Here is a 14,042-nt window from a genome sequence, read left to right on the forward strand (position 1 = left end):
AGATGGGAAACATAACTGGGTTTATCGACCACCGAAGGAGTTCAGAACTCTATCGTGACCCGCTGGAAAGAGTGAAAGACTGGAAAGAGATCGCCCAGCTTCCTTCTGAAAAAGTGTTACGGGAACAGGCTTCTCGTTGTATGGATTGTGCTGTTCCCTTTTGTCAAAATGGCAGTGAGTTGGCAGGGATGACAACGGGATGTCCGGTTTATAACTTAATCCCGGAATGGAATGATCTCGTTTATAAAGGAAGATGGAAGGAGGCGTACGAGCGCTTAAGCCGGACGAATCCCTTTCCGGAATTTACGGGACGTGCTTGTCCGGCTCCATGTGAAGGCGGATGTGTCGCCTCGCTCGCCAATGATTCTGTCACCATCAAAAACATCGAACGCGCCATTATTGATAAAGCATTTGAAAAAGGATGGGTTCAACCCCAAATTCCTAAACAACGGACAGGTAAACAAGTGGCCATTATCGGATCTGGTCCTTCCGGGCTCGCTTGCGCCTCTATTTTAAATCAACAAGGACACATGGTGACGGTTTATGAACGTGCGGATCGGATCGGCGGCTTGTTAACATACGGAATCCCTAAGATGAAAATTGAACAACATGTTGTCGAGCGCAGAATCAAGTTAATGCAAGCAGAAGGAATTCAATTTGTTCCCAATACGGAAGTGGGGAAGGAACGATCGCTTGAACAATTACGTTCGGAAAATGATGCGGTTGTCCTTTGTATCGGCGCCACTCGGCCTCGGGATTTGGCGATTCCGGGAAGGGAACTTGAAGGAATCCACTTTGCCATGGATTACTTACATGCAAATACGAAAAGTTTACTGGATTCCCATTTGGCTGATGGAAACTTTATCTCCGCAGAAGGAAAAGACGTCATCGTCATTGGAGGTGGAGATACAGCAACAGACTGTGTTTCTACCGCCTTGCGTCAGAACTGTAAAAGTCTTGTGCAATTTGACATTTATCCGATGCGGCCTAATAGCCGATCTGATGACAATCCATGGCCGCAATATCCACTTATTCATAAACAGGATACGGGTCAGGAGGAAGCTGCTAGTGTATTTGGGCGGGATCCGAGAGTGTTTGCCACAACAACAGTAGAATTTGTGGGTGATGGGAACGGAAATGTAGCAGGGATAAAAAGCGCCAACATTCAAACAACTTTTATGGAAAATGGTCAAAAAGTAAGAGAAGTGATTCCCGGAACGGAAAAATTGTGGCCAGCACAATTGGTGTTACTCGCTGTAGGCTTTGAAGGCCCTGAAACAGAAATGTTCACCAATAGCAATATAACAGTGAACCATCGTTCTAATATCGCAGTCAAAAGCGGCACATATCACACACATGAAGAAGGTGTTTTTACTGCAGGAGATGCCCGAATGGGTGCCAGTTTGATTGTTTGGGCGATTCAAGAAGGAAAAGAAGCTGCTATGGAATGTCATGATTACATGATGAGAAAGATGTCGTGAAAGTGTGGAGGAATCAATATGTTGGCAATGGATTATATACAACAACTTTTTGCGGACCGAATAGGTGGAGCACAATTTGGTGTTAAAGATGAAGTCTATAAGTTTGAGAAAATAAAAAGAGCGAAGAAGGTGGCGCAGCAAAACAATCCCGGCAAGGCATTAATCGATCTTGGTGTCGGTGAACCGGATGACATGGCGGATGATAGGGTCATTGGAAAATTGGCAAACGAAGCCAAAAAACCAGAAAATCGTTTTTATGCTGATAATGGAATACTTGAGTTTAAGCATGCCGCGGCATCTTATATGAAAGAAGTATTTGGGGTAGATGATCTTGATCCAGAAGAAGAAGTGAATCATGTCATTGGTTCAAAATCGGCATTAGCCATGCTGCCAACAGCATTTATCAATCCTGGTGATATAACGATCATGCCTTCGCCCAACTACCCGATTTTAGGCACTCATACGAAATATCTAGGTGGAGAAGTTGTACAATTACCGTTGCTAGAAAAAGACTCTTTTCTTCCAAGACTTGATTCATTGCCTGAGGACATATTGAAAAGGTCTAAATTACTTTACTTAAACTATCCGAACAATCCAACAGGCGCTGTAGCGAATCGGGCATTTTTCGAAGAGGTTGTGTATTTTGCCAAAAAACATGAACTGATCGTTGTCCATGATGCCGCATATGCCGCGCTTGTATTTGACGGTCAAAAGCCGCTCAGCTTTTTATCGGTTCCAGGTGCAAAAGAGATTGGCGTTGAACTGCATTCTTTATCAAAATCATTCAATATGACAGGCTGGCGCATTGGTTTTATCGCGGGTAACCGGAAACTTGTTTCAGCATTTGCAACGGTAAAGGATCATTATGATTCGGGGCAATTTATTCCTATTCAAAAAGCTGCAGCTTACGCTTTATCACACCCTGAAATCACAACACAAATTGCAGAGAAATATTCACGGCGCCACGATGCTTTATCAGCCATTTTACGTGAAAGTGGATTTCATGCGAAAAAACCAAAAGGCTCTTTTTTCTTATATACAAAAATTCCGAAGGCAGTAGAAAACGGTCCGCAATTTCAATCAGCAGAAGATTTTAGCCAATATTTAATACAGGAGCATTTGATTTCGACTGTTCCTTGGGATGATGCCGGTCCATATGTGCGCTTTTCAGTAACTTTTCAAGCCGATCGCCGGGAGGAAGAACAGCGCATTTTTGATGATATAAGAGCAAGGCTTAGCACTTCCAAATTCGTCTTTTAAGGGGGAATGAGGGGATGATTTTTACGAAAATGCATGGATTGGGAAACAATTATATTATTTTTAATCAATTGGACGATCCAGACAATGTACTGGAAGAACGAGAATATCCAGCACTTTCAAGAAAGGTTTCTGATGTCAATTTTGGAATTGGTTCCGATGGTATCATTCTCATTTGCGCATCGCAAATGGCTGATTTTAAAATGAGAATTTTTAATGAAGATGGTTCCGAAGCGAAGAATTGCGGGAATGGTCTACGCTGTGTCGCCAAGTTTGTATTTGACCACATGTACGCGACGAAACCCCGCTTTACGATTGAAACATTGAGTGGTGTGGTAAGTGTTGAAGTGGAATTGGATAAAAAACAATTTGTTCAATATGTCAATGTGGATATGGGTGAGCCGAAATTATTAAAAGGAATGATTCCTATGGAAGGTGATCCTTTCGTTGCGGCAATAAATGAACCTCATACCTTTGGGGAAGAAGAGTATTTTTTGACTTGCGTCTCGATGGGCAATCCCCATGCAATCATATTTGTTGATGAAGTGAATGCTTTTCCGCTGGAGAAAGTGGGACCAGTCATAGAGCATGCCAGTCTATTTCCGGAAAGGGTCAACGTAGGAATTGTTCAAGTGAAAGGACGTCAGGAGATGGACTACCGAGTATGGGAGAGAGGATCAGGGATCACAATGGCTTGCGGTACTGGCGCTTGTGCTGCGGTAGTTGCCGCTACAATGAATGAATTTCTTGATAAACACGTGCCAATCACCGTTCATCTTCCTGGAGGAGACTTGACGGTAAGATGGGACGAACAAGGTCATGTTTGGAAAAGAGGAGAAGCTACCTATATTTGCCATGGTGAATTAGAATTATAACATTCATTTTTAGCTAAAAATAATGGACAACAAGGAGAGCTGAAGATATGAACAGAGAAAAAGTACTTGAAATGGTAAGAGAACATAATGTCCGGTACATCCGTCTGCAATTTACGGATTTATTTGGTACGATCAAAAATGTGGAAATTCCCGTTAGCCAGTTACCAAAAGCTTTAGACAATAAAATGATGTTTGATGGTTCATCGATTGAGGGGTTTGTCCGAATTGAGGAGTCAGACATGTATTTATATCCCGACTTAGATACATTTGTTATTTTTCCTTGGACATCAGAAAAAGGAAAAGTAGCCAGACTGATCTGTGATATTTATCATCCCGATGGGACGCCATTTGAAGGAGATCCCCGTAATAATCTAAAAAGGGTTTTAAAAGAAATGGAAGAACTGGGGTTTACCGATTTCAACGTTGGCCCTGAACCTGAATTTTTCTTATTTAAACTGAATGAAAAAGGTGAACCAACACTCGAATTAAATGATCATGGCGGTTATTTTGACCTTGCTCCAACCGATTTGGGGGAGAATTGCAGGCGTGATATTGTGTTGGAATTAGAAGAAATGGGCTTTGAAATTGAGGCATCCCACCATGAGGTGGCCCCGGGTCAACATGAAATAGACTTTAAATATCAAGATGCTTTAAGGGCGTGCGATGATATTCAAACCTTTAAATTGGTCGTTAAGACGATTGCCCGTAAACATGGTTTGCTGGCAACTTTTATGCCAAAACCAATGTTCGGTATAAATGGGTCGGGGATGCATTGTAACTTAAGCTTGTTCAAGGGAGGAGAAAATGCTTTTTATGATCCGAATGGGTCGTTGGAAATGAGTGATACAGCGAGAAGTTTTTTGGCAGGAATATTAAAGCACGCACCAAGTTTCACAGCCGTTACAAACCCAACTGTCAATTCTTATAAGAGGCTTGTTCCAGGATATGAGGCGCCATGTTATGTGGCCTGGTCGGCAAAAAACAGAAGCCCGCTTATTCGTATCCCGGCTTCACGCGGCTTAAGCACCCGTGTAGAAGTCCGCAGTGTCGATCCTGCTGCGAATCCTTATCTAGCAATGGCTGTGCTATTGGCTGCCGGATTGGACGGAGTCAAAAATAACATAACAGCACCTGAACCAGTAGACAAAAATATTTATGTGATGACAAAAGAACAGCGCAAGGAATATGGCATCGTTGATCTGCCAGCCACGTTGGCACAAGCGCTCGAATTGCTAAAGACGGATGAAGTCGTTACGAATGCTTTAGGCAGCCATTTGCTTGAACACTTTGTAGAGGCAAAAGAAATCGAATGGGATATGTTCCGGACCCAAGTACACGCATGGGAAAGGGAGCAATATATGACACAATATTAAGGAGGCATTTTGCGAAAAAAAGTGCTGGCGAAGTATGAGGAATGGTCGCAATAAGGGAGTTTTACGCAAGGGTTAGCATCATGATCTTCTATATCATAGCGAATCTAAAAAACACCCGGACAATCATTCATCACTAATATGTGAAATCATTACAGAGCAAAAAGGGAAGGATTTTCAGATGGCACTTCGTTTAAAATTTATTGGGGAGGGCTGTCGAAAAAGTCCAATGTAAAGCAAATGCATTTAAAACTTAAACCCCGAGAATGTGAACAGCATTTTCGGGGTTTTGCTTTTTTCAATGACACCCCACCCATTTTTTTACTCATTTGCTCTCAAGAGAATCGCAAATTCATAGGGCATCTCAAGTTGACTGATCTAAGCAACTCAGTCATAAAGGCTGTTAGACTGTTACAGAATATTTAGCAAGGCTAAAACCCAAGGAATGTAACATTATCCTTGGGTTTATTTTGTCCGGCGGTAACTAGTAGTAAGACTCGAAAGGGGAAAGGGGCGATAAAAATTCCCATGTCCCGATCGACTTAACTAACAATCAGCAGTGCGCTGATTGAAGCTTTGTTCTATATATGATTACGTACAGGGATATCATGATGTATCAAGTATTTCTTGATATCCCTAACGGTTAACTCTTCGTAATGCAATAATGAAGCAACTAATGCCGCATCTACATTTCCATCTTTAAATGCTTCGTGGATATGTGCTACATTTCCCGCACCACCAGAAGCTATGATTGGAATGTTAACGGCCTCTGTTAATAAATGCAGTAGCTCAATATCATAGCCATTCTTCATTCCATCTCGATCAATACTTGTACAAACTATTTCTCCGGCTCCTAATTCCTCCGCGCGGCAGGCCCATTCAATCGCGTCCATTCCACTACTTTCATGTGCTGAATGTGTATATACTTCCCAGCGAATAACTTCACCGTCGTTATTTTGAATCGGCTTGGCATCGAGTGCCAAAACGACGCATTGCTTGCCAAAAATATCAGCTGCTTCCGTTAATAATTCTGGCTTCTTGACAGCAGCTGTATTAACACCCACTTTATCAGCTCCAGCACGTAACACATGCTTGAAATCATCAATGGTGCGAATCCCCCCTACGACAGAAAACGGGACATATAACTTTTCCGCGACACGCCGGATCCATTCATACTTAACATCATGACTGTGCAAAGAAGCCGTTGTGTCTAAATAGAGGATTTCATCGGCTCCTTGTTCAGCATATTTCTGGCCCAGCTCTGCTGGATCCCCGATAACTGTAGGGTTCCGAAATTGCACATATTTAACAGCTTGGTTATTTGCAACATCAATTGCTGGAATGATTCGTTTTTTTAGCATAAACATGCTGCCTCCTTAGAAGTTGCCGCAAAAGTTTTCTAATATTGTCAGTCCCGCTTCTGCACTCTTTTCAGGATGAAATTGTACACCAATGACATTGTCCTTTGCGATTACTGAACAAAAATCTTGGCCATAATCTGTGATCCCAATCGCGTCGGACTCATCATTTGGCTTGACATAGAATGAATGGACGAAATAAAAATCTGATTTATTCGGAATATTGCGGAAAATGGGATGCTGTCTTTTTTGATGAACTTCGTTCCAGCCCATATGAGGAACCTTTATGCTTTTTTGAAAGGGGTAAACGGCTCCTTCAAAGATTGATAGACAATCTGCATCATTTTCTTTGCTATATTCCATTAAAAGCTGCATACCCAAACAAATGCCGAGGAATGGGATTCCTGCTTTTATCGCTTCTGTTATTTTATCATCCAATCCATGGAATCTAATCATTTCCATTGTTTTTCCCGCGTTACCCACACCAGGGAAAATGATTTTATCAATTCCTGTAAAATCCGTGGGCTCAGCAATGATTTTAGTTGGAAAATCAAGCTTTATTACAGCTTTTTCAACACTATGCAAATTGCCGGCTCCGTAATCTATAATGCCAATCATTAAACGACCTCCCATCTACCTGACATACTTATTTTACTTTATTACACTAATGAAGTAAAAGGTTTTTAGTAAACATCATTATACTATTTTGGTGATGCTTTATTTTCCACTTATGGCAATAAGTAAAGCGCTTCCTGGCTTGACCTTGTTGTACTACAGGGAATGTTTGGCAAGATCAAACAAGAATGTTAGGTTTTTCCCGCGTCTTGCAAAAAATACGAAAGGGAACATCTTGCATTCTTCAAAAACAATTATGTCGAAAAGTCGATTTTTGTTATAATGTGTAATTAACTATCGTATTGGTGGTGTAGCAATGAACTTAATGGATATTCAACCGATTGTGCAAAGTATCGCAGAGGCGACGGCAGCAGTGTTGAAAATTGAAGTAGAGATTGTGAACCATGAGTTTATTCGTATTGCATGTACAGGGGAAATGCAAGTCGATATTTTGAAAAAATTGGAAGGTGATCGTGTTTATAAAAGCGTTTTCGCTAACAAAAAACCAATTATTATCAAAGAGCCTGGTTATGAAGAGATATGCGGCAGTTGCAAATTTTTTGCGAATTGCATGGAAATGGGAGAAATCAGTGTTCCTATAATGGTTTATGGTCAAGTTGTTGGTGTCATTGGATTACTCGCTTTTAATCAAGATCAGAAAGCTCGATTATTCGAAAATATCGAAGGTATTTTAACTTTTTTAGATAAGATGGCAGATTTGCTTGCTAGTAAATTGGATCAATTTTATATGATGGAGGAATTGGAAAAGCATAATCATAAAATGATTAAAATGCTTGGCCTTGTTCAAGAAGGAGTGTTAATTATCGATCAACATTCTCGCATCATTGAGTTAAATGAACAAGCAAAAATGATCTTGGGAATCTCTCAATCACATGAGCTTCCTGCGGCAGTACAAGTGTTTATTGACAAAGTATTAGAAGAAGATGAGGTAACCAATCAAGCATTTGAACTGCAACATCAGTTATTTCAAAAAACGGTCATTGTAACAAAAAAGATATTATTTGACAGAAATAATGTCAAAGAAATACTGCTCATTTTACAAGATGTAGAAACGATTCAAGGTATCGTAGAGCGTGCTAGCGAAGAAAAAATGAAGCCCTTTCAACGCATTATTGGTTCGAGCAAACAAATACAGGAAGTGAAATCTTATGCGTTTAAAGCGTCACAATCGAAATCTACCATTTTAATTCAAGGGGAGAGCGGAACAGGAAAAGAAGTCTTCGCAAACGCTATTCACAAAGCAAGTGATCGAAAAGATAAAATGTTTGTAGCGGTAAATTGCGGAGCCATTCCAGATCATTTACTTGAGAGTGAGTTGTTTGGATATGAAAAAGGAGCATTCACAGGAGCGAGTCATGTCGGCAAAGTAGGAAAATTTGAATTAGCAAACGGCGGGACAATCTTTTTAGATGAGATTGGCGAGATGCCTTTACATTTGCAAGTAAAGCTATTGCGCGTTTTACAAGAAAATGAAGTTGAACGAGTAGGCGGAACGAAAGTCATCCCCATTGATGTACGGATCATTGCGGCGACAAATCGTGAGCTGAGTGATTTAATTGCAGAAGGACGTTTTCGGGAAGATTTATATTTTCGTTTAAATGTCATTCCCATGATGATTCCTCCTTTACGCAGCCGGCGAGAAGATATTTTGACGTTAAGTAATTATTTTATGGCGGAATATAATAAATTGTTTCAAGCCAAAGTACTTGGATTTGATAAAGAACTAACGAATTTAATACTGCAATATCCGTGGAAAGGAAACGTGCGCGAATTAAAAAATTTTATTGAGTATTTATTTAACTTTATTCAAGATGGCTATATGACGATGGAAAATGCCGGTACGTTAATTGAGCGTAAATTGCATGTCGCTCAACCAAAAGAAACAAAAATGGTGATGTATTCATTGGAGCGAATGGAAAAAGAATGTATTGAAAAAGCGGTTGATTATGTAAAGAAAAACAATCAAAATATCGAAGATGCCGCATCTTTACTTGGAATAAGCCGAGCCACTTTATTTAGAAAATTAAAAAAATACAAACTCTGAAAAATAAGCAAGAAAAGTCATACAGTAAGTTTTATCGTTGAGCTTAGCCGCTTCCGTTTAGGTATCAAAATGATATTAAGTGTCGTTTTGATACTTTTTTGTTTAGATCGTTCATGTGGGTGTTTCTTGTCCTTACTAGAACTAGAACTCAAGTATCAAAATGATACTTCCATGGAAAGAACTCATCTCTGAACGAGCCATACATCCACTTTATTGATTGGCATGATATTTGCATTTTTAGATGAGTCAAGGGGGGATTTAAAAATGAACGTAATGTCCAGTAAGTTTGCTCCAACGGCAATCGGTCCTTATTCACAAGCAGTTGAACATCGTGGCTTCATTTTTATGTCAGGAATGTTGCCGATTGACCCTGAAACTAACCAGCTAGCCAGTTTAAACATCCAAGAACAAACAGAACAAGTTTTAGCCAATATAAAAAACTTCTTAAATGATCAGGGCTTAGAAATGAACCAAGTAATCAAAACAGTTATGTATATAACTTCAATGGCTGATTTTCAAGTGGTGAACGATATATATGCCTCGTATTTTACAACCCATCGGCCAGCCAGAAGCTGTTTGGAAGTAAGCGCTCTCCCCAAAGGAGCACTCATTGAGATAGAAGCAGTTGTAGCTAAAGAATAGGAGGAAATGATGTGACAAAGTCTGATAGGCAATACATTAAATGGGTGAAAAATAATTTTAGAAAAAATGAGGTGGTTGAACAAGACTTGAAGGATTTTCATGCTGAGCAAGTTCGGCATATCCATGAGTTTCAAAAAACGCACCCTGCGTACACGTATACGCCACTATATGAGTTGCCGAATTTGGCGAGTTATTTAAATGTATCCATGATTCAAGTAAAAGATGAGTCGCAGAGATTTGGTTTGAATGCTTTTAAAGTACTCGGAGGCATTTATGCAATCGCTAAATACATTGCAAATCAATTAGGTGAACCGATTGAACACCTATCTTTTGAAAAGTTAAAACACCCTTCGGTCAAGGAACGCCTTGGTGATGTCACTTTTATTTCAGCGACAGATGGCAATCACGGGAGAGGTGTGGCGTGGGCGGCACGAGAGTTGGGTTTTAAATCCGTTATTTATATGCCGAAAGGTTCTTCGCTGCAACGATTACAAGCGATTCGAAATGAAGGGGCAGCAGCTGACATACTAGAAGGAAATTATGATGATACTGTTAGAACTTGTGCAAGACTGGCTGAAAAAAATGGCTGGGTTATGGTACAAGATACAGCATGGGAAGGCTATGAAGAAATTCCACTTTGGATTATGCAAGGTTATTCCGCAATGGCCTATGAAATGATCGAACAATGGAAACAAACATCAAAACAACCGCCTACCCATCTTTTTTTACAAGCAGGCGTCGGCTCCTTTGCTGCGGGAATAGCTGGATATTTTTTACATGTTTACGGAGAAAACGCGCCTAAAATGATCATTGTCGAACCAGATCAAGCCGATTGTTATTACCAATCTTTAAGTACAAAAGAAGGGCGTCGTGAAATTGTAGGGGGAGATATGGCAACCGAAATGGCGGGATTGGCTTGTGGAGAACCGAATACAGAAGCGTTCAAGCTTTTGAAAGCGTACTCAACCGGGGCTTTATCTTGCCATGACACGATTGCGGCGATTGGGATGCGTGTATATGGCAATCCTTTAAAAGGAGATCCGGCGGTTATTTCGGGAGAATCGGGTTCTGTAACGTTAGGTGTTGTGTATTATTTGCGAAAATTTATGCGGGATAGTCCGGTTACAGCCGATTTAGAACTTGATGAAAATGCTCGTATACTAGTGATTAATACAGAAGGAGATACAGATGAAGAGAATTATCGAAAAATAGTTTGGGATGGATTTTTGCCTGTTCAATCAATAGAGAAATGAAAGGAGTCCACGACATGTTAACACAAGAGCGTCTAGACGAGGTCGTCCAGTTATGCAGTTCACTTGTTAAAGTTCCAAGTTTGTCAGGAGAAGAACAAGAGGTAGCACATTATATTAAACAGTACGCTGAGAACCACGGTTTTGACGAAGTTCATATAGATGCTTTGGGCAATGTTACAGCGGTCATTAATGGAACAATGGAAGGGCCGACTATTTTGTTGGATGGACATATAGACACCGTGCCAGTGCAAGAGAGTAATTGGAGTGAAGACCCATATGGTGGAAAAGTGTCTGAGGGTAAGATATTTGGGCGTGGAACTTCAGATATGAAGGGTGCGGTAAGCGCCATGTTGCTTGCAACAAAATATTTTGCGCAAGACCGAAAAAAGAATTTCCCAGGGAAAGTGGTTGTTTCTTGCAGTGTCCATGAAGAATGTTTTGAAGGAGTCGCTACACGTGAAGTGAGCGCTCAATATAAACCAGATTATGTTGTCATTGGAGAAGCAACAAATTTGCGTCTTAATCGTGGTCAGCGCGGGAGAGCGGAAATTGTACTTGAAACGTTTGGAAAGCCGGCACATTCGTCTAATCCAGAAGCGGGAATTAATGCCGTTTATAAAATGGTAAAGTTGCTGGCCGAAATTAAAGCTTTAGAAATGAATGAACACCCGATTTTAGGAAAAGGGATATTGGAATTAACAGATATTATTTCTTCGCCTTATCCCGGGGCATCAGTTTTACCGTCACATGCACGTGTCACATTTGATCGGAGACTCTTAGTCAATGAAACACGTGAAAGCGTATTAGAACCTATTCAGCAACTCATTAACGAAGCTATGAAAGAAGATCAGGAATTACAAGCAAACCTTTCTTATTCCAGTGGAAGAGAGAGGTGCTATACTGGAGCGGTCATAGAAGCGGAACGCTTTTTCCCAGCTTGGCTTTACGATGAGAATGAGCCATTTATTCAAAAAACATTTCAGCAATTACAAAGTGTTTTACCTGAAACGACCATATCTCATTATTCTTTTTGCACAAATGGAAGCCATTTCGCGGGAGAAGCGAACATCCCAACGATCGGTTTTGGTCCTTCATACGAAAATGTAGCCCATATTGATAACGAATATATTGAAATCGAGCAACTGGAAAAAGCAGTTGTTGGTTATATGGCAATCATTGACGCATTAACTAGTTTATAAAAAGTCTGCGGCAGCTAGAACGCCGATCGGGGGCCTCGTATTTGAGTACTATCTTACGCCCTGGAACTGCTGACATCAGGTTCGTACAACAAGGTATACACATCCGTGTATGAGGAGCGAAAGCAGATTATCCGGTTAATCCCGTAAGGAGAATGGGAATTGTACGACATGATCTTATGAACAAGAAGCTTGACATAGTGGCGGAAAAATAAGCAAGAATTTATAGGCGAAAAAACTGTTTAAAAATACGATGCGAGGAGAATGCACATGTACGATTTACTGATCAAAAATGGCCGTATTATCGATGGAACCGGATCACCTTGGTATTACGGCGATATTGGTATAACGAACGGAAAAATAGAAGCGATCGGTTTATTAAATGCCAATGAAGCAAAACAAATCATTGATGCAGGGCAGCAAGTCGTGTCTCCGGGTTTTATTGATATGCACACTCATTCAGATTTGGTCATCTTAGATGAACCGCTTATTGAAGCGAAAGTACGCCAAGGAATTACGACAGACTTACTGGGGCAAGATGGGATTGGCGCTGCCCCTCTCCCTTCCGAATATATTTCTACATGGCAAAAAAATTTAGCAGGATTGAACGGTACACCTCTGATTGAGTGGGATTGGGAAACGGTTGGAGATTACATGAGAAAAATAAGGCATAATCAACCGAGCTATAATCTAGCTGTTTTAGCACCGCATGGCAATATTCGTATGGAAGTCATGGGATTAGCAAATCGCCCGGCTACAGATGACGAAATTTCAAAAATGCAAGATGTATTACGGCGCTCTTTGGATGAAGGAGCAGTGGGGTTATCGACAGGACTCATATATTTGCCATGTTGCTTTGCCGAGATGAAAGAATTGGAAGCGCTTTGCATGGTGTTAGCAGAGTACGGTGCGCCACTAGTCATTCATCAGCGAAGCGAGGGAGACGAAATACTCGAATCAATGGATGAACTTATAGCAATGATGAAAAAATGCGGAGCGCATTTACATTTTTCACACTTGAAAGTTTGCGGAAAAGATAATTGGTCTAAGACAGAACAAGTATTACAAAAAATAGACGAGGCGCGTTTAGACGGCTTGGAAGTCACATTCGACCAATATCCATATATCGCCGGGAGTACGATGTTAAGCGCTATTTTACCTCCATGGGCGCATGATGGCGGGACGGATGAAATGTTAAACAGATTAGAAAATGAGCAGATGCGTGAAAAAATGATGGCTGAAATGGAGACGGCTTTCGCAGGCTGGGACAGTATTTCGAAATGGGCAGGCTGGGACGGGATTATGATTACTTCTGTCGCCTCAGAAAAAAAGAAGTACTGTGTCGGGAAAACAATAAAAGAAATTGCTGTACAGGAAGGGAAAAAGGAAGCCGATGTTGCTTTAGATCTTATTTTACATGAAAAGAATAGTGTTGGAATGGTTGACTTTGTCATGGAAGAAGCATCTGTCAAGCGGATCTTGGCACATCCTGCCGGAACAGTGGGTTCAGATGGTTTACTGGGCGGTGAACCACATCCACGCGCATACGGGACTTTCCCGAGAATTTTGGGGAAATACGTGCGTGAAGAAAAAGTGACATCATTAGAAGAAATGATTCGCCGCATGACTTCTCAACCTGCTCGTATTATTGGACTGCAAGATCGGGGCATTATTCGAGAAGGGCTGGCCGCGGATATTGTCATTTTTCATCCCGATACGATTATAGATCAAGCGACTTATGAAAACCCGCGTCAATTTAATATGGGAATTAGCGCTGTTATTGTGAATGGTCAAATGGTTATTGAAGGGGAAAATGCTTATCGAAAACCTTCCGGCAAGGTATTTACGCGGGAATATGCTGTAAAGAAGAGAGGGTGACTTTCATTGGAACTTCTCTATGAAGCCATCATTTGTGGAGAATGCTCTTAAC

Annotated in this window: 11 protein-coding genes; 9 read left to right on the top strand and 2 right to left on the bottom strand. The window is 40.9% G+C overall.

The features are described 5' to 3' along the window. The first annotated feature begins 2 nt into the window (after window positions 1–2). The 4 genes from NST31_RS18190 to glnA are packed head-to-tail and all read left to right on the top strand — an operon-like array spanning window position 3 to window position 4,986. Window positions 3–1,481 carry a glutamate synthase subunit beta gene (locus tag NST31_RS18190; protein ID WP_339162455.1) on the top strand — a complete coding sequence of 493 codons (1,479 nt, stop codon included), beginning with the start codon at window positions 3–5 and terminating at the stop codon, window positions 1,479–1,481. A gap of 18 nt (window positions 1,482–1,499) precedes the next feature. After that, complete coding sequence (locus tag NST31_RS18195; protein ID WP_339162457.1) at window positions 1,500–2,741, top strand: LL-diaminopimelate aminotransferase; 1,242 nt, start codon at window positions 1,500–1,502, stop codon at window positions 2,739–2,741. Window positions 2,742–2,755: 14 nt separating this feature from the next. Further along, window positions 2,756–3,613 carry a diaminopimelate epimerase gene (gene dapF, locus NST31_RS18200; RefSeq protein WP_339162459.1) on the top strand — a complete coding sequence of 286 codons (858 nt, stop codon included), beginning with the start codon at window positions 2,756–2,758 and terminating at the stop codon, window positions 3,611–3,613. 47 nt (window positions 3,614–3,660) lie between these two features. Then, window positions 3,661–4,986 (top strand): type I glutamate--ammonia ligase, encoded by a 1,326-nt coding sequence (glnA, locus tag NST31_RS18205; RefSeq protein WP_339162461.1) that lies wholly within the window; start codon window positions 3,661–3,663, stop codon window positions 4,984–4,986. Window positions 4,987–5,564: 578 nt separating this feature from the next. Here the strand turns inward: glnA and hisF are convergent. Both hisF and hisH read right to left on the bottom strand, forming a co-directional pair. Beyond that, window positions 5,565–6,344 (bottom strand): imidazole glycerol phosphate synthase subunit HisF, encoded by a 780-nt coding sequence (hisF, locus tag NST31_RS18210; RefSeq protein WP_339162463.1) that lies wholly within the window; start codon window positions 6,342–6,344, stop codon window positions 5,565–5,567. A 15-nt stretch (window positions 6,345–6,359) separates the two neighbouring features. Continuing rightward, window positions 6,360–6,959 carry an imidazole glycerol phosphate synthase subunit HisH gene (gene hisH, locus NST31_RS18215; protein WP_339162465.1) on the bottom strand — a complete coding sequence of 200 codons (600 nt, stop codon included), beginning with the start codon at window positions 6,957–6,959 and terminating at the stop codon, window positions 6,360–6,362. Between the two features lie 313 nt (window positions 6,960–7,272). On the opposite strand from hisH, the gene NST31_RS18220 reads away from it, so the two are divergent. The 5 genes from NST31_RS18220 to NST31_RS18240 all read left to right on the top strand — a co-directional run bounded on the left by NST31_RS18220 (window position 7,273) and on the right by NST31_RS18240 (window position 13,990). Continuing rightward, window positions 7,273–9,021 (top strand): sigma 54-interacting transcriptional regulator, encoded by a 1,749-nt coding sequence (locus tag NST31_RS18220; protein ID WP_339162466.1) that lies wholly within the window; start codon window positions 7,273–7,275, stop codon window positions 9,019–9,021. 264 nt (window positions 9,022–9,285) lie between these two features. Beyond that, a complete protein-coding gene (locus NST31_RS18225; protein WP_339162467.1) occupies window positions 9,286–9,663 on the top strand; it encodes a Rid family detoxifying hydrolase in 378 nt (125 codons plus the stop codon). Window positions 9,664–9,674: 11 nt separating this feature from the next. Then, the gene (gene dpaL / locus NST31_RS18230) at window positions 9,675–10,916 is read left to right on the top strand and encodes a diaminopropionate ammonia-lyase (RefSeq protein ID WP_339162468.1); all 1,242 of its coding nucleotides are present in this window, start codon (window positions 9,675–9,677) and stop codon (window positions 10,914–10,916) included. 14 nt (window positions 10,917–10,930) lie between these two features. Beyond that, window positions 10,931–12,115, top strand: a complete 1,185-nt coding sequence (locus NST31_RS18235; RefSeq protein WP_339162470.1) for a YgeY family selenium metabolism-linked hydrolase — start codon at window positions 10,931–10,933, stop codon at window positions 12,113–12,115. A 267-nt stretch (window positions 12,116–12,382) separates the two neighbouring features. Further along, the gene (locus NST31_RS18240; RefSeq protein ID WP_339162472.1) at window positions 12,383–13,990 is read left to right on the top strand and encodes a D-aminoacylase; all 1,608 of its coding nucleotides are present in this window, start codon (window positions 12,383–12,385) and stop codon (window positions 13,988–13,990) included. Window positions 13,991–14,042 lie beyond the last annotated feature (52 nt).

This window comes from Siminovitchia sp. FSL W7-1587 (assembly GCF_037963795.1).
Taxonomy (GTDB): Bacteria; Bacillota; Bacilli; order Bacillales; family Bacillaceae_C; genus Siminovitchia; species Siminovitchia thermophila.